Source organism: Candidatus Acidulodesulfobacterium acidiphilum (assembly GCA_008534395.1).
Lineage (GTDB): Bacteria > SZUA-79 > SZUA-79 > Acidulodesulfobacterales > Acidulodesulfobacteraceae > Acidulodesulfobacterium_A > Acidulodesulfobacterium_A acidiphilum.
This window is the reverse complement of record SHMQ01000001.1, coordinates 83,911-99,863: the sequence shown is the minus strand read 5'-3', so window position 1 is coordinate 99,863 and position 15,953 is coordinate 83,911. Positions and strand designations below refer to the sequence as shown.

Sequence of the window (15,953 nt, the reverse complement as noted above, 5' to 3'; positions counted from 1 at the left end):
TAAAAAGTCTATTGTTTTTAAATTAAAATTATGTTAATATTTCTCTGTATTGGTCCGTCAAATTCGCAAAGAAAAATTCCTTCCCATCTTCCGAGATTCAGCTTATTGCCGGAATAAGGCAATATCCTTGAATTGCCTATTATCGCCGCTTTTATATGGGCGTCGGAATTTCCTTCGGCGTGACGGTAATTATTGTTTTTAGGCGCCAAATTATCTAAAAAACGATTTATATCGAAAGCGACGTCTGGGTCATATGCTTCATTGATAATAACTGCGGTTGTAGTGTGAGGCGAATAAACCAAACAAAGTCCGTCATCTTTGCCGTATTTGACTATAAAATTTTCAACGGTTTGCGTAATGTCTATTAATTCGCTTCTTTTGGCGGTTTTTACCGAGAAATTATATATTTTCATAGATTTTATGCCTGCTTTTTGCAATAGGTAAGATTAAGCTTTTCAAGAAAGACCGCTTATAATTTTGATTAAGAAAATTAAATGGATCTCATTATACAAATTTTAAATAATTTTTTTGATTTTCCAATTTTGAGTTCTTTATTAAAATTATATATTCTCTCTTAATTTTAATACTATCATAATTTGACGCTTTTTCAAGCGGCGGGTAACAGCCTGAAAGCCTAAGTAAAAAATTAATTTTTATAGTATAATAGTTTTTTTACCGGATTTTTTACTCGAAACCGTATCAGTAAAATTTTATTAATATATTAAATTATGCTTCGTTTCATAGATACGATTAAATTAATCGACGGACATTATAAACTTATCGATTATCATAATAAAAGAATTAATAATACCATAAATCATTTTTGCGGGTTCAATCCCGAAATAGACCTTAATTTTTTCTTGCCTGAACCATGCAAATATAAACCCGGCATTTATAAATGCCGGCTGACTTATTCTAACCGTATCGAAAATATCGAAATTACCCCTTATATTAAAAGAACAATCAAAGGATTAAAGGTTGTCGATTTAGATTCAAAGGTTTTTCTTCCAGAGTATAAGACGTTTAATTATGAGTTCAAATATCAAGACAGAACGCTTATAAATTCATTCTTAACGGGAATTGACGCTTTGTCCGACATTCTTTTTATAAAAAACGGCCTGTTAACCGATACCTCTTTTTCTAATATAATTTTGTTTGACGGAGAAAAATGGATTACGCCGGATACTTACCTTTTAAACGGAGTGAAAAGGCGCCATCTTTTAGAAAATGGCGAGATAATAGAAAAAAAGGTTTCTACCTACGACCTAAGCCGTTTTCAAAAAATATCCCTAATAAACGCAATGCTCGAACCGGAAGATATTACTATCGATATTTGCAACGTAGTATTTTAATTTGTTCGCTATAAAACACGATTTGCCAAATCTTAACGCGATATGATTTTAGATTCTAATTTCATAGAAAAAATGAATTATTATGGGATAAACGGAATCAAGTTTCTTTTTATCGTAGATTTTGAGATGAAGTTTCCCGTTATTATGGAATTAGCGGAGACGAAAGACCACGATATAAAATATTCTATAGACGGCGCAGACAATTATACGGGATATGCAGATAATATATTTGATAAAAATGAATTCAGAATTAAAAAAAATCCGGTCCCGTTCGAAATTTATAAAAAAGCTTTCAATAATGTTATTAAACATGAGAAGGCCGGCAATTCGTATCTCGTAAATTTAACCTTTAAAAGCCCAGTAAAGATTAATCTTGGTTTGCAGGAAATATTTCATAAGAGCAGGTCTAAATATAAGCTGTATTTTAAGAATGCGTTTCAAGAATTTGTTTTATTTTCCCCCGAAACTTTTATCAACATATCCGGCGGAAAGATTTTTACTTATCCTATTAAAGGAACGATAGACGCCGGTATTCCTAACGCAAAAGAAATTCTTGTAAACGATAAAAAGGAAAGGGCAGAACATTTAACGGTCGTTGACCTTTTAAGAAACGATTTGAATATCGTATGCAAAGACGTAAAAGTCAACAGGTTTTGTTTTATAGAAACGGTTAAAACAAATTTTGGAGAATTATTGCAGATGACCTCCGAGATTGAAGGCAAAATTAAACCTGAATTAAATAGGCGGTTCGGGGACATTCTTTGCGGCATGCTTCCTGCAGGTTCCATTTGCGGGGCGCCTAAAAGAAAAACTTTGGAAATTATAAAGGAAACCGAACCGGAAGAAAGGGGCTACTATACAGGAGTATTCGGCATATACGACGGGGAAACCTTTAAAAGTTCTGTTATGATAAGATTTATAGAAAAAACGGCGGGAGAATATTTTTACAGAAGCGGCGGCGGCATTACGGTTTACAGCGATATTAAAAAAGAATATGACGAAATTATTAAAAAAATTTATATTCCTATATATTAAGATTATAAGTATTTTAAGAACCATTCTGCGCTAAGGCGGGCAACTTCTTCCAGCGCCCCCGGTTCTTCAAAAAGATGAGTAGCTCCCGGTATAATTTCAAGTTTCTTTTTTGCCGGAATATTTTTATAAGCGGTTCTATTTAATTCGATAATCTCAAAGTCGTTCCCTCCGACTATTAACAGCGTCGGCGCCTTAACCTCAGGTAAACTCTCCATGGCAAGGTCTGGACGGCCGCCCCTTGAAACGACGGCATAAATAATGCTTGGTCTTTTTGCAGCTGCGATTAGAGCCGCCGCGGCTCCGGTGCTTGCCCCGAAATAACCTAATTTTAGAACCTAAATATTAAAGTCAAACGTAAAATTAAAAAGTAAAATAAATGTCCAAATTCCATATATCTCATATTAATTATGTATGTTAATTGACAAACTAAAATTATGTGATATTTAATTATATATAGAATATCACATAATATATGCGAAAAGGAGGAGTTATGGAAAGCGTTACTGCCACAAAAAAATTTTATAAAATAATTAATATTAAAGATAAAGAATATGAATTAGTCTTAAAAATTAAAGAGGATGATAAAAAAGTAATGGATTTAAGATTAACTCAAGCTTATAGATAAATGAGGTAAATACTACTATGAAATCGATGATGTTAACTAAAATATCGGATTTAAAAATAAATAAAACGCCTCTAATTGCAGCGGAATCCGAAATTCCTAAAATTAATAAAAATGAAGTTTTAGTTAAGATTAATGCCTGCGCGGTCTGCCATACCGAATTAGACGAAATAGAAGGAAGAATACAACCTATTAATCTTCCTGTTATTCCCGGACATCAGATAGTCGGCAGAGTAATTGAGACCGGCAGCGAAGTAAATAAACTTAGGATAGGAGACAGGGTTGGGATAGGCTGGATTAATTCTGCTTGCGGAAAATGCGAATATTGTAAAAGCGGGTTTGAAAACTTATGCGTCAATTTTGTCGCTACAGGTAAAGACGTGAACGGCGGTTATGCGGAATATACTAAGATAAACGAGAACTATGCCGCAATTATACCGGAAAGTTTTACGGATGAAGAGGTTGCTCCGCTTTTATGCGCAGGCGCCGTAGGGTATAGGGCTTTAAAACTTTCGGGAATTAAAAACGGAATGAATTTAGGTTTTCTCGGATTCGGAGCTTCCAATCATTTAGTCCTTAAGATAGCCAAAGCCATTTTTCCGGATTCTAAATTTTTTGTTTTTGCAAGATCCGGAAACGAAAGAAAACTTGCCTTACGGTTAGGCTCATACTGGAGCGGAGATATTAAAGATATTCCGCCGGAAAAATTACATGCGGTTATAGATACCACTCCGGTCTGGATGTCGGTAATAGAAATTATGAAAAATATAAAACCAGGCGGTCGACTTGTTATAAATAATATAAGAAAAGAAGATTCAGACAAAGATTATATATTAAATATCGATTATGCGCGTGATTTATGGATGGAAAAGGAAATAAAATCGGTTGCCAACGTTGCGTTTGCAGATATTAAAGAAGTCTTGGAAATTGCCGCAAGGTTTAATATAAAACCTGAATTTCAAATTTATGATTTAAAAGAAGCAAATACCGCTTTATACGAAGTCAAAAATAAAAAAATTGAAGGCGCTAAAGTTTTAAAAGTTTCATAATTAGATATTCCGTTATATATGTTTCACGTGAAACGTATATAACGGAATAAATTTTGCTTTAATGGGAACAGCCTGCATTATGGTGATGTTCGTGCGAAGAGCAGGTATGTCCAAATTCAAAAGTCGAAAAATTATTTTCCTTGCTGTCCGTAAGAATATCCGAAATTAAACTTTTATCGGTTTTATAAACCTTAATGCCGTTTCTTTCCAGATTTCTTATAGCTCCTTCCCCTATGCCGAAACAAACGACCGTATCTACGTTTTTGCCGGCTAAAGCGCCTACAGGGTTGCACATATTGTGTTCGTGATTTTTATTTGAATTTGCAATAACTTCGGAAGTTTCCGTTTCAGTATCGTATATAAAAAAATAAGGGGCGCTTCCAAAATGTTTGCTTATTTTTTGGGCTTCAAAATTTACCGTCGGGATACATAATCTCATAGTTTATCTCCTTGTTAAAATTAAAAAATTAAATTAAAGTATTTTTTATTATCTATTAATTTCCGTTTGCGCAACGGCGTCCCTTTCTTCCATGTCCGCATTTTTCGTTTCTATCGTTAACCCTGCGAAAGTTTTTATCTCCGCATTTCGGACACTTTTCAGGCCTGCCGGTTCCAAACGGCTCATTCCAAGTACCGTTGCAGTTTGAACAAAAAAAGTTTCGTTTCATTTCTATCTCACCTCCTTCTATTTTAAGAGCTTTAGCATTAACTAAGCAATCCGCTATTTTTCGGCGAGCGGAAGCTATAATATTTCCGAACGTCTGTCTTGATATGCTCATCTTCTCCGCCGCTTCTTCCTGATACAGGCCGTTTAAATCAGCTAGCCTTACCGCTTCGAATTCATCGACCGTCAAAACTACTTTCTCCAAAAATTTTGCCGGAATTCCGTTCGGTTTAAAAAATTTTATTTCCGGCTCTTTCTCAATTCTTCGGCACTTATAAGGTCTCATATTTATTTCATTTTTAATTTTATTATTAGCATATGCCAATAACTATATATTAAAATAAATATATATGAATGTCAATATATTTTTGAAATTATATTTTTTATTCTTAAATTTATTGGTATAATAAGTCGGTGAATCTTTTATATAGGAGGAATTAATTGGCTAATATAGCCGTATTATCTCTAAATCCCGCATTAGACGTTACATATAAAATTCAAAAGTTAGTCGACGACGAAAAAATTCATTCGTTTGAAACAAGGTTTGATCCGGGCGGAAACGGAATAAATGTGGGCAGGGCATTAAAAGACTTAAAACAAAGGCTACGACTTGCTGTGTTTTAGCCGGAAAAATAGGAACTCTTATAGCCGATATTCTAAGAAACGAGTTAGACGACCCGCATTTTATATGGGAGGAAGGCGAGACAAGGATAAATTGCGTTATTCAGCAAAGCGACCCTGTTTCGCAATATGAGATAAACGGCATGGGTCCCGCTATGAGCGCGTCGGTTCTCGATAAACTGGAAAAAGAACTATATACGCTTATTCAAAAGACGGTTTTGCCGTGCTTACAGGCTCCCCTCCTTTAAATATAACCCATGACATATACAGCATATTATGTATGCGTTTGAAAAACGCTGGCATAAAATGCTTAGTAGATGCAGACGGCGCCTTATTGAACAGCGCGGTAAAATCTAAGCCTTATATAATAAAGCCGAATATACATGAACTTGAAAGGTTAGTCAAAAGAAATTTTGATTCTGCGAATGATATTGCCGCTGCGGCAAAAGAGTTGCATAATTACGGCATAGAATACGTATTCATATCTATAGGGCATAAAGGAGCGATATTAGCCTCAAAAGAAGGCGTTATGTACGGTGTGTGTGTGTGTGTCTCCGGAAGTTCCCGTGGTGTCGAGAGTAGGAGCAGGAGATTCTATGGTTGCCGGTATTTTGAGCGTTATCGCAAACGGAGGCAGTGCCGAAGATTCCCTAAAACTTGGAATAGCTTGCGGTACGGCAACAGTGCAGATGCCGGGGACCGAGCTGTTTACAATGGATATTGTCGATAATATCGTAAAAGAAATAAAAATAGAAAAAATAAATATTTAGTCGGCAGTACCTATACTTATATCTGTTGCATACGAATTTCGTCTATAATATAATAATAAAAATTTTTAATAAATTTATTTATAAGTAGTCATATTAATTAAGATTGAGGTCTTTTATGAAATCAGTTGTACGGACAGCGTTAATTTTTATGTTTTTGAGCTGTTTTTTAATGCCTTTATCGGCTAACGCCAAGACCGTAACTTATTTTTCTCCGAGATATAATCTTCAAAATATAGACATACATTGGTTAAATAAATCTTTGATTTCCAAGAGATTATATATCGCAATGTTTTCTTTCACCGATTATAAAATTGCAAAAGATTTAATATATCTTGCGCATAGAGGGGTTAAGATTTATATTTATAGGGACGATTTACAGATGAAAGACAAAACAGACAGAACTTATATGCTTAAAAACGTAAAAAATATTTTTATAAAAGCAAAAAGAGACAGAGGGTTTTGGAATATAATGCATGAAAAAATATTTATCATACCCGGCGTCGTATTTAGGGAGGGTTCGGCTAACTGGTCGCCTTCGGCGGAGGGAGCATCCTGCTACGAGGGAAATTGCGGGCATGCCGAAAATCAAGACAACAATGCTACGTATATTACTAACAAAAGCGAAATAAAAATTGCGCTGCGCAATTTTTATTATATGTGGAACAGAAAATCTAATATAGACGTCAATTAAAAATAAAAATCGCATATTTTTTTAATAATCGTATTAAAATCGTATATAAAAGGAGCGCATTTACATGATAGTAGTTACCGGCGGTGCGGGATTTATAGGATCTAACATTATAGAGGAACTCAATAAAAGAGGCGAGTCCAATATATTGGTCGTAGATAATTTAACTAACGGAAAAAAAATGTATAATCTTCACGATCTTGATATTTTAGACTATATGGACAGGGAAGATTTTATTGAACGAATCAAATCAAATTACGATTTTGGAAAGATAACGGCAATTTTTCATGAAGGCGCTTGTTCTTCGACTACCGAATGGGACGGGAAATTTATAATGAGGAATAATTTCGAGTATTCCAAAGAGCTTTTAAAATGGTGTCAGGAAAATGAAGCCCAATATATTTATGCCTCTTCGGCTTCGGTTTATGGACTCGGCAAAAAAGGGTTTACGGAAAAAAGAGAATGCGAGCTTCCGATAAATATGTATGCTTATTCAAAGTTTCAGTTCGACCAGTTCGTCAGGAGCGTAATTAAAAGTGCGAAGTATCAAATAGCTGGGTTTAGATATTTTAACGTTTACGGTCCGCGGGAATCTCATAAAGGCACTATGTCGAGCGTCGCATATCATTTTAACAACCAGATAATTGCAACGGGAAAAGCAAAGCTTTTTGAGGGGACAGACGGTTACGGCAACGGAGAGCAGAGACGCGATTTTGTTTACGTCGAAGACTGCGCAAAGATTAACTTATGGTTTATGGACAATCCTTCAAAATCCGGAATATTTAACATAGGTACGGGTAATGCGAGGTCGTTTAACGATGTTGCAAACGCCGTAATAAAATATCACGGGAAAGGCTCTCTGGAATACGTTAAGTTTCCGGAGCACCTTAAAGGCGCCTATCAAAGCTTTACCGAAGCGGATATAGCGGCATTAAGAAACATCGGATATAAAGAAAACTTTACGCCGGTCGAAGAAGGGGTAAAAAAATATTTAGGCTGGCTTAACCGATAAGATTTTTTAAAGTATCCAAATCCGCCTTATGTTCTTTGTCGCCGCCCGGGGTTTCTATTATGAGCGGAATGTTTTCAAGCCTTTTATCGTTTAAAATAAATCTGAATGCTTCAAGTCCTATATAGCCTTTTCCTATAGGAGCGTGACGGTCGATTTTTGATCCTAAAGGTTTGAGGGAATCGTTCAGGTGAAAGGCGTATAATTTATTAAATCCTATTATCTTATCAAAGTATTTCATAAAATTATCGTAAGCGTCGGACGTTCTTATGTCGTATCCGGCGGCAAAAATATGGCAAGTATCTATACAAACGCCGAGTCTTTCAGAATTATTGGACAGTTTAATAATTTCGGCAATATGTTCCGGTTTGTAACCTATCTGGTTTCCCTGTCCGGCAGTAGTTTCTATTACTAAAATTACGTTTTTAAAATCCTTAGTTTTACTTAAAATTATATTCAAATTTTCGGCAATTTTATTAATAGTTTCTTCTTCCGTTAAATTTTTATTAGATCCGGGATGGAATATTAAATATTTAATGCCGAGCATACTGCATCTATTAATTTCGCAGATAAAGGCGTTCAACGACTTTTTCGTTATATCTTCGTCAGAACTTCCAAGATTTACCAGATATGAAAGGTGCGACAAAACTATTAATTTTTGAGCGGCTGCGCATTCTTTAAAATCTTTAATTTCATTGACATTCAATTCTTTAGCCTGCCATCTTAATTGGCTCTTGGTAAATATCTGTATAGCCGTCGAACCGGTATTTTCTGCGGAAATACAGGCATTTTTAAGTCCTCCGGCAACTGAAACGTGAGCGCCTAAAACCATATGCATAAATATATATAATCCTTTTTCGCAATTAATTTAAACTTGTTATCTATTATACCCCGGACGGATTATTTTTGTATGATATAATTAATATACAAACCGGAAAATAAATAAAATATTTTAAAATTCAGGAGGCAAAGTTTATGAAAGGCAGCGAAGAAATTATTAAAAGGCTTAATTTAAGGCTTGCAGAAGAGCTAACCGCTATAAATCAGTATATGGTTCATGCAGAAATGCTGGACAACTGGGGTTATGAAGAATTGCATAAAGAAGTAGAAAAAAGGGCTATAGACGAGATGAAACATGCCGAAAAATTAATAGGCAGGGTATTATTTCTCGAAGGAATACCGATTGTGTCTAATTACAATAAACTTCATATAGGGTCTAACGTCGAATTAATGCATAAAAACGACAGGGAAGCAGAAGAAGTCGCAATCAAAGCTTATAACGAAGATATAAAATTTGCCGCAGAAATAAAAGACAACGGCACTAAAGATTTATTGCAGTCGATTTTAGACGATGAAGAACAACATATAGACAGGCTTGAGGAGTATCTTGACCAGATAGAACAGATGGGGCTTCCCGTTTATCTTTCTACATTTCGGAAATAATATAATATTTTAATGCAAGGAGACTTTGTATGGAGTACGTTAATTTGGGGAATACAGGACTAAAAGTATCGAGGCTTTGCTTAGGAACGATGACTTTTGGGTTTAAGTTCAGGAATATAGGCGCGGTAGGGCAGGAAGACGCTAATGCAATGGTTAAAAAAGCATATGAATCGGGAATAAATTTTTTCGATACGGCGGATATGTATTCGTTCGGAGAGTCCGAAGAGATACTAGGCAATGCATTAAAAATCTTAAACGTTCCAAGAGAAAAATTCGTTATCGCGACGAAAGTTCGTTCGCCGCTTAGCGAAGCGGCGATGAACGGCACGGGAGACGTAAATAATGCCGGTCTTTCCAGAAAACATATTATAGAGGCGTGCAATAACAGCTTAAAAAGATTAAAAACCGATTATATCGACCTTTATCAGGTTCACGGCTGGGATCTGTCCTGCGGATTGGAAGAAACTCTCGAAGCCCTGAACGATTTAGTAAGGCAGGGCAAGGTTCTCTATCTCGGCGTTTCAAACTGGACGGCACGGCATATTATGAAAGCATTATACTTGGCAAAAGCGAAGAATTACGCAAACTTTGTTTCTCTTCAGGCATATTATTCTCTTGCCGCACGTGATTTAGAACATGAGCTTCTGTCTTTATGCAATGAAGAAGGTCTTGGGGTGCTTACATGGTCTCCTTTATCCGGCGGTTTTTTAACGGGAAAATATACAAGGCAAAATCAAAAGCCGTCAGGCGCAAGAAGAAGCGAATTTAATTTTCCTCCTATTGATGAAAGGGGATTTGATGCGATAGACGTATTGACGGGCATATCGAAAAGTAAAAACGTAACGATTGCTCAATTATCCCTTGCCTGGCTTTTGGCTCAAAAAGGCGTTACGTCGGTTATTGTAGGTGCCAACAAGATGTCTCAGCTTGAAGACAATTTAGGTTCCGTAAAGATTAATTTAACGGAAGATGAAATTTCCAAACTGTCGAACGTTACTATGCCGAAAAAATTATATCCGCAATGGATGGTAGAATGGCAGAATAACAGAAAATCATTAAATCCGGACGAATTAAAATAAAATTGCGGCAATGCCGGAATTCAATTCCGGCATTGTATTAAAAGTGAGAATTTTACTGCAAAATAAAAGGAGTTTCTTTAGTAACTAATTTAGTAAGCGAAAAATCGCCGGGACCCATAATAAATATGCTTAAAGCGATTACAAATTCCGTTAATGCATATTCGTATCCGTTGGCCATTATGTTGAAACCGTTAGGCAGGTGCAGTAAAAATATGGCGCCCAGCATTACGAGCATAATGTTTATAGCGCCGATTCTTGTTAAAACTCCGCTAATCATTGCAAGACTGCCGGTAGTTTCTGCAATTCCTACAAGAACGGCAATTGCGATAGGGAAATGCATGTATCCGGCAAATCCTTTAACTCCGGGTCCGTCAAACCAGTCGAAAAGAATTCCCGTTCCATGATAGAAAAAGCTAAGGAATAACACAAATCTTAAAAAGAATAATGTAACAGATTCTTTTTTCATAATAATTCCTCCGTTTAAAAATTTAAAGTTAGTTAAATAACTTAATGTAAATATGTTATGTAATAATGATATTCTATTAAATAAAAATCGTCAATCAGGGATTTTTTTATTATTAAGTATAATAAAAGATACTTAATTGACATTTTATATTAGAAAATGGTATTATTTTATATTATGGAAAACGAAACCAATAAGAACTATTGTCCAGCGCAGGAAGCTTTTAAAGTACTTGCAAACAAGTGGTCTTTGATGATAATTAAAGAACTTTCAAGCGAAAAAATGAGATTTAACGCAATTAAAAAAAAGATAGATGGAATTTCCTCGCGCGAACTTTCAAAAAGGCTGGAAGTTTTGGAGCAAATAGGCGCAATAAACAGAAAAATCATTTCTATTAAACCTATAATGGTGGAATACAGTCTTACCGAAGCCGGCAATGAACTTACCGATGCTATTGAAATACTGCACGATTGGACGATTAAAAATAAAAAGAATATCAAACAGATCGAAAAATCAGCCCACATTTAAGTATATAAAAAGTACTAAGTATTTTTAAAATCCCTGATTGACAATATATACGTAGAAACATTATATTATTATTAAGGATAAAATTTTATAAACATTAAATTAACTTAATTTAATTAAGGAGGTATTTATTATGCCCAGATTAGTCAAGCACGAAAAGAAACTGCCTATTGCAATCGAAGAAAAAGACGCAAAATTTCCTATTTATGTATGCGCATGCGGTTTATCAAAGAATTTTCCGTTTTGCGACGGTTCGCACGACCATACGAAGGACGAATCCGATAACGGAGTTTATGTTTATGAAGGAGAAAAAAGAGTTAAACTATAATTAGTAATCATTAAAACCATTCTACTGCAATATATAATATAAAAATGTGTCAGGTTTTATTTTACGCATACGAAAATAAATTATTAACGATAAAAGATTTTAAGTAAAATTAATCTGACGCATTTTTATATTCCCTGCCTTTAAATGATTTTGTTGAATAACCGCTTTCATATATGTTATTCTATACGCAATCAAATTTAACTATTAAATAAATTAAATAAGCATCAATCAATATAATTAATAAAAATGAAAGAAAATTTAAAAGCGGACGGAGTCAGGGTTCGTTTTGCGCCGAGTCCTACGGGGAATTTACACATAGGAGGGGTGAGGACAGCCTTTTTTAATTATATTTTTGCCCTAAAATACGGCGGTGAATTTATCCTAAGAATAGACGATACGGATAGAGCGAGAAGCAAAAAAGAGTATGAAACCGAAATTATTAAAGATTTAAATTGGTTTGGAATTAAATACGACGGTTTTTACAGGCAGTCCGAAAGGACGAAGGTTTACGAAAAATATCTTGAAGTTCTGAAAGAAAAAGACCTTATATATGAATGCTTTTGCACCGAAAAAGAAATTTTAATGTCCAAAGAAATTGCCGTTAAGTCAAAAAAACCTTATATATATAACGGCAGATGCGCAAATCTTTCAAGCTACGAAAAAGAAAAATTAAGCGGTCAGTTTAAAGAACGGGGCATATATCCGTCAATTCGTTTAAATATAGCCAAAGTTTTAAAAGCGGGAGGAAATTTTAAAGCCGTAGAATTTGAAGACGCCGTTCACGGACTGCTTTCGTTTAATCCGAAACTTATAGGCGATTTTATTTTAAAAACGGAGCATAACAGGTTTACGTATAATTTCGCCTCTATAATAGACGATTACGATATCGGAATAACCCACGTAATAAGGGGCGAAGACCATATAAGCAATACGCCTAAACAGATTTTAATTCTTAACGCTTTAGATAAAATCCCGCCTGTTTTTGCGCATATTTCACTTTTGTACGGAAAAGACGGCAAAATTATGTCGAAAAGAGATGCGGCGGCAAATATCGAATATTATAAGAAAGAAGGCTATCTTCCCGAAGCGATATTAAATTACCTTGCGGTAACCGGCAATACTTTTACCGTCCGTCAATTTGAAAACGGCAAAGAAAAAATATCGGAAAAAGAGATATTTTCCGATATTTTAGAAATTGCGGAGCTTTTTGACATAAAAAAAGTAAGGGGTTCCAGCGCAATCTTTAGCGAAGAAAAATTAAAACACATAAACGAAAAATGGCTGCAGAGTATAAAAACCGAAAGATTGATAAAGATTTTAATCGAAAAATTTAATTCGGAAGAAACGCTTAAAAAACTACAAGAATCTTACGGAGAAACAGTATTCGTCGAAATAATAGATTTTTTAAAAAACGAGTTTAAGACCGTTAAAGAAATTTTAGCCGCAATTAAGATATTTTTTGAAGATTTTAAGACAGAAACGCAGGAAATTAAATATGATATTAAATTAAAAGAAACGCTTTTAGATAATCTTCAAAAAATAAAATCCGATAAATTCGACGAAAATGCAATAAAAAATGCCGTTAAAGAATCTGTTTCCGAAAGCGGCAAAACCTTAAAAGACTGCTATGAAACGTTAAGGCTTTGCATAACAGGACGGCCGGACGGCCCGTCAATTCTTAAAATTATAAAATTTATGGGCAGGGAAAGAACGCTTAAAAGGCTATATGGGAGGCAATAATTGGATCCGTTAAAAAGATTTCATAACGAAGACTGGCATACGCCGGAAGGCAGATTGATAAGAGAATTCGTATTTGGAATTAACGACGGTTTAGTTACTACGGTCGGTTTTATAGCCGGCGTCACCGGCGCATTGATAAACTTAAAAATTGTTTTAATGTCCGGCGCCGCGGAAATCGTCGCAGGTACAGTTTCGATGTTTTTTGGAGCTTATCTTGCCACAAAATCGCAGAACGAATTTTACCAGAAAGAAATCAACAGGGAGATAAGGGAAATTAAAGAAAATCCGGAACATGAAATTGAAGAAATATATGAAATATACCAAGATAAAGGATTTACGGTAGAAGAAATAAAGCCTATAGTTAAAAAACTTATGTCGGATAAAAAAATACTGCTTGATTTTATGGTTCAGGACGAACTTGGGATAAGCAAAGATTACTATGAAAACCCGATAAAAATAGCATCATATACCGGATTATCTTTTTTAGCAGGCGGTATTCCGCCTCTGTTGCCTTTTTTCTTTATTAAACATTCATTAACGGCAGTTTCCGTTTCAATTATTTTTACCGTCGTCGTTCTTGCCTTTACCGGACTTGCCAAAGCAAAAGTAACTAAGACAGGCAGATTAAAAAGCGCTTCCGAAATGGTTTTGATAGGCGGAGCCGCCGCCGCCGCAGGGTTTATTTGCGGAAAGCTTATAGCATTAATGTGAAAGAATATAATTGTTTCACGTGAAACAATTATATTCTTAAAATTAAACGAGAATAAATTGGAATTAAATTTAATTAATGATATAATTATTCCGTAATTTTTTGATTATATATATAAATGATGTTTGCGGGTTAATTTTATGTCAAAAGTAGTATGTATTTCAAATCAGAAAGGCGGAGTGGGCAAAACTACTACCGCTGTTAATATTGCCGCATGCTTATCTGCATACGAGAAAAAGGTGCTGCTGATAGATGCGGACCCTCAGGCGAATGCCACAAGCGGGTTAAACATTTCCGCCGATAACGGAAAACCTACCGTTTATGAATGTCTTGCAGGCACGGCCGAAGTAGTCGATGCAGTTTATCGTACGCAGATGAAAAATCTTTATTTAATGCCCGCAAATTCAGACCTTGCCGGCATAGAGGTAGAACTCGTAAACGTTAAGGAAAGAGAGTATTTTTTTAAAAAAAATATTATAAATAAAATAAAAGACGATTATGATTATATTTTTATCGATACCCCGCCTTCTTTAGGGCTTTTGACTATTAATGCACTGACCGCTTCGGACAGCGTTTTAATTCCTATGCAGTGCGAGTACTATTCTTTAGAAGGGATATCTCGGCTTATGCAGACTATAAAATTAGTCAATCAAAGATTAAACAAAAATTTATGCGTAGAAGGGGTTTTGTTTACTATGTTCGACGGAAGAGCCAACCTTACAAATCAAATCGTAAGCGAAGTTAAAAAATATTTCGGAAAGAAAATTTACGAAAACGTTATACCGAGAAACGTAAAACTTCCGGAAAGTTCCAGTTTCGGAAAGCCCATAATTCTATACGACATAAATTCAAAAGGTGCGGTTTACTATCTAGAACTTACAAAAGAGTTTTTATCTAAAGCGGCATAAACTTAAATAAGGACTAATAATATGGAAGAAAAAGCAAAACATATTAAAAAAAATGTGCTGGGCAGAGGGCTCGGGGCGCTGTTAACCGATTTCAACATAAAAGAGAATATGCCCGGTATAGACGATAAGTTTTCCGTTTTTGAAATAGAAATAGATAAAATTAATACCGGCGTATATCAGCCAAGGCAGTATTTCGATAAAGATAAGCTTGTCGAGTTGAAAAACTCGATTAAAGAAAACGGCATAATTCAGCCTTTAATAGTTGCGAAATCTAAAAAAGAAGGCGGATACGATTTAATAGCCGGAGAAAGGAGATACAGAGCCGCCGTTGAGCTTGCGTTTAAAAAAGTTCCGGCAATCATTAAAGACATTTCCGGTGCGGCGGCACTTGAAATTGCATTAATAGAAAACATACAGAGACAGGATTTAAACGTCATTGAAGAAGCAAACTGTTATATGCGGCTTATAGAAGAATACAAGCTTACGCATGAAGAACTTGCGGCGAAAGTCGGGAAAGACAGGGCTACTATTACCAATATGCTGAGGCTTCTTTCCCTGCCCGATGAAGTCAAAAAAGAGCTTATTTACGGGAAAATAACTCCTTCGCATGCAAGAAATCTTGTAGGGTTGTCCGACGATGAAGCCGGCATGCTGTTAAATACGATTTCCGGCGAAAAATTAAACGTAAGGGAAACGGAGCGCAAGGTCAGAGAGCTTAAATCAAAAAATAAAGAAAAGAAGCCGACAAAGGATATATCGGTATCATATCAGATTAAAGGTTATGAAGAAGAACTGCTTGAAAAACTTCAGACTAAAGTTAAAATTAATTATAAGAGCAAAGGAAGCGAGCTTAAAGGCAGAATAGAAATAGAATTTTATTCGGGCGAAGAGCTTGAAAGAATTATAGAATTTATAAATAAAAATTGATATAATAATAAAAATATAAAA

Annotated in this window: 21 protein-coding genes and 1 pseudogene; 16 read left to right on the top strand and 6 right to left on the bottom strand. The window is 35.2% G+C overall.

Translation table 11 applies throughout. The features are described 5' to 3' along the window. Nucleotides 1-17: 17 nt before the first annotated feature. Nucleotides 18-407: a YjbQ family protein gene (locus tag EVJ48_00550; GenBank protein ID RZV40573.1), complete on the bottom strand. Its 390-nt coding sequence runs from the start codon at nucleotides 405-407 to the stop codon at nucleotides 18-20. Nucleotides 408-728: 321 nt separating this feature from the next. On the opposite strand from EVJ48_00550, the gene EVJ48_00545 reads away from it, so the two are divergent. Together EVJ48_00545 and EVJ48_00540 are read left to right on the top strand one after the other, a co-directional pair. Then, nucleotides 729-1,352 carry a hypothetical protein gene (locus EVJ48_00545; protein RZV40444.1) on the top strand — a complete coding sequence of 208 codons (624 nt, stop codon included), beginning with the start codon at nucleotides 729-731 and terminating at the stop codon, nucleotides 1,350-1,352. Between the two features lie 42 nt (nucleotides 1,353-1,394). Next, the gene (locus tag EVJ48_00540) at nucleotides 1,395-2,387 is read left to right on the top strand and encodes an aminodeoxychorismate synthase component I (protein RZV40443.1); all 993 of its coding nucleotides are present in this window, start codon (nucleotides 1,395-1,397) and stop codon (nucleotides 2,385-2,387) included. A 2-nt stretch (nucleotides 2,388-2,389) separates the two neighbouring features. On the opposite strand, the gene EVJ48_00535 is transcribed toward EVJ48_00540, so the two are convergent. Beyond that, the gene (locus tag EVJ48_00535; protein RZV40442.1) at nucleotides 2,390-2,671 is read right to left on the bottom strand and encodes an alpha/beta hydrolase; all 282 of its coding nucleotides are present in this window, start codon (nucleotides 2,669-2,671) and stop codon (nucleotides 2,390-2,392) included. A gap of 358 nt (nucleotides 2,672-3,029) precedes the next feature. On the opposite strand from EVJ48_00535, the gene EVJ48_00530 reads away from it, so the two are divergent. Then, nucleotides 3,030-4,058, top strand: coding sequence for an alcohol dehydrogenase (locus EVJ48_00530; GenBank protein ID RZV40441.1), 1,029 nt, complete (start codon nucleotides 3,030-3,032; stop codon nucleotides 4,056-4,058). Nucleotides 4,059-4,116: 58 nt separating this feature from the next. On the opposite strand, the gene EVJ48_00525 is transcribed toward EVJ48_00530, so the two are convergent. Together EVJ48_00525 and EVJ48_00520 are read right to left on the bottom strand one after the other, a co-directional pair. Then, entirely contained in the window at nucleotides 4,117-4,497 is a 381-nt protein-coding gene (locus EVJ48_00525) for a hypothetical protein (GenBank protein ID RZV40440.1), read from the bottom strand. 55 nt (nucleotides 4,498-4,552) lie between these two features. After that, nucleotides 4,553-5,008: a DUF134 domain-containing protein gene (locus EVJ48_00520; protein RZV40439.1), complete on the bottom strand. Its 456-nt coding sequence runs from the start codon at nucleotides 5,006-5,008 to the stop codon at nucleotides 4,553-4,555. 155 nt (nucleotides 5,009-5,163) lie between these two features. Here EVJ48_00520 and EVJ48_00515 point away from each other — a divergent pair, with 155 nt between their 5' ends. From EVJ48_00515 to EVJ48_00495, 5 genes and pseudogenes are all read left to right on the top strand, one after another. Continuing rightward, nucleotides 5,164-5,346 carry a hypothetical protein gene (locus tag EVJ48_00515; GenBank protein RZV40438.1) on the top strand — a complete coding sequence of 61 codons (183 nt, stop codon included), beginning with the start codon at nucleotides 5,164-5,166 and terminating at the stop codon, nucleotides 5,344-5,346. 190 nt (nucleotides 5,347-5,536) lie between these two features. Then, nucleotides 5,537-5,875, top strand: a pseudogene (locus EVJ48_00510) (1-phosphofructokinase family hexose kinase). Nucleotides 5,876-5,891: 16 nt separating this feature from the next. Then, a complete protein-coding gene (locus tag EVJ48_00505) occupies nucleotides 5,892-6,113 on the top strand; it encodes a hypothetical protein (GenBank protein ID RZV40437.1) in 222 nt (73 codons plus the stop codon). A gap of 115 nt (nucleotides 6,114-6,228) precedes the next feature. Beyond that, nucleotides 6,229-6,804: a hypothetical protein gene (locus tag EVJ48_00500; protein ID RZV40436.1), complete on the top strand. Its 576-nt coding sequence runs from the start codon at nucleotides 6,229-6,231 to the stop codon at nucleotides 6,802-6,804. A gap of 64 nt (nucleotides 6,805-6,868) precedes the next feature. Beyond that, the gene (locus EVJ48_00495) at nucleotides 6,869-7,813 is read left to right on the top strand and encodes an ADP-glyceromanno-heptose 6-epimerase (protein ID RZV40435.1); all 945 of its coding nucleotides are present in this window, start codon (nucleotides 6,869-6,871) and stop codon (nucleotides 7,811-7,813) included. On the opposite strand, the gene EVJ48_00490 is transcribed toward EVJ48_00495, so the two are convergent. After that, nucleotides 7,803-8,648 carry a deoxyribonuclease IV gene (locus tag EVJ48_00490; GenBank protein ID RZV40434.1) on the bottom strand — a complete coding sequence of 282 codons (846 nt, stop codon included), beginning with the start codon at nucleotides 8,646-8,648 and terminating at the stop codon, nucleotides 7,803-7,805. The two genes, EVJ48_00495 and EVJ48_00490, sit on opposite strands and share 11 nt — an antisense overlap. Before the next feature lie 137 nt (nucleotides 8,649-8,785). Between EVJ48_00490 and bfr the strand changes: the two genes are divergently transcribed. Further along, nucleotides 8,786-9,253 (top strand): bacterioferritin, encoded by a 468-nt coding sequence (gene bfr / locus EVJ48_00485; protein ID RZV40433.1) that lies wholly within the window; start codon nucleotides 8,786-8,788, stop codon nucleotides 9,251-9,253. A 29-nt stretch (nucleotides 9,254-9,282) separates the two neighbouring features. Further along, nucleotides 9,283-10,332, top strand: coding sequence for an aldo/keto reductase (locus EVJ48_00480; protein ID RZV40432.1), 1,050 nt, complete (start codon nucleotides 9,283-9,285; stop codon nucleotides 10,330-10,332). Nucleotides 10,333-10,384: 52 nt separating this feature from the next. Here EVJ48_00480 and EVJ48_00475 read toward each other — a convergent pair whose 3' ends face one another. Then, nucleotides 10,385-10,798, bottom strand: coding sequence for a DoxX family protein (locus tag EVJ48_00475; GenBank protein ID RZV40431.1), 414 nt, complete (start codon nucleotides 10,796-10,798; stop codon nucleotides 10,385-10,387). Between the two features lie 156 nt (nucleotides 10,799-10,954). On the opposite strand from EVJ48_00475, the gene EVJ48_00470 reads away from it, so the two are divergent. The 6 genes from EVJ48_00470 to EVJ48_00445 all read left to right on the top strand — a co-directional run bounded on the left by EVJ48_00470 (nucleotide 10,955) and on the right by EVJ48_00445 (nucleotide 15,932). Beyond that, nucleotides 10,955-11,323, top strand: a complete 369-nt coding sequence (locus tag EVJ48_00470; GenBank protein RZV40430.1) for a transcriptional regulator — start codon at nucleotides 10,955-10,957, stop codon at nucleotides 11,321-11,323. Between the two features lie 130 nt (nucleotides 11,324-11,453). Further along, entirely contained in the window at nucleotides 11,454-11,648 is a 195-nt protein-coding gene (locus tag EVJ48_00465) for a CDGSH iron-sulfur domain-containing protein (protein ID RZV40429.1), read from the top strand. 246 nt (nucleotides 11,649-11,894) lie between these two features. Continuing rightward, nucleotides 11,895-13,388 carry a glutamate--tRNA ligase gene (locus EVJ48_00460; protein ID RZV40428.1) on the top strand — a complete coding sequence of 498 codons (1,494 nt, stop codon included), beginning with the start codon at nucleotides 11,895-11,897 and terminating at the stop codon, nucleotides 13,386-13,388. After that, nucleotides 13,389-14,099 (top strand): hypothetical protein, encoded by a 711-nt coding sequence (locus EVJ48_00455; protein RZV40427.1) that lies wholly within the window; start codon nucleotides 13,389-13,391, stop codon nucleotides 14,097-14,099. Between the two features lie 138 nt (nucleotides 14,100-14,237). Next, a complete protein-coding gene (locus EVJ48_00450) occupies nucleotides 14,238-15,005 on the top strand; it encodes a ParA family protein (GenBank protein ID RZV40426.1) in 768 nt (255 codons plus the stop codon). A 21-nt stretch (nucleotides 15,006-15,026) separates the two neighbouring features. Further along, nucleotides 15,027-15,932 (top strand): ParB/RepB/Spo0J family partition protein, encoded by a 906-nt coding sequence (locus EVJ48_00445; GenBank protein RZV40425.1) that lies wholly within the window; start codon nucleotides 15,027-15,029, stop codon nucleotides 15,930-15,932. Nucleotides 15,933-15,953: the final 21 nt, after the last annotated feature.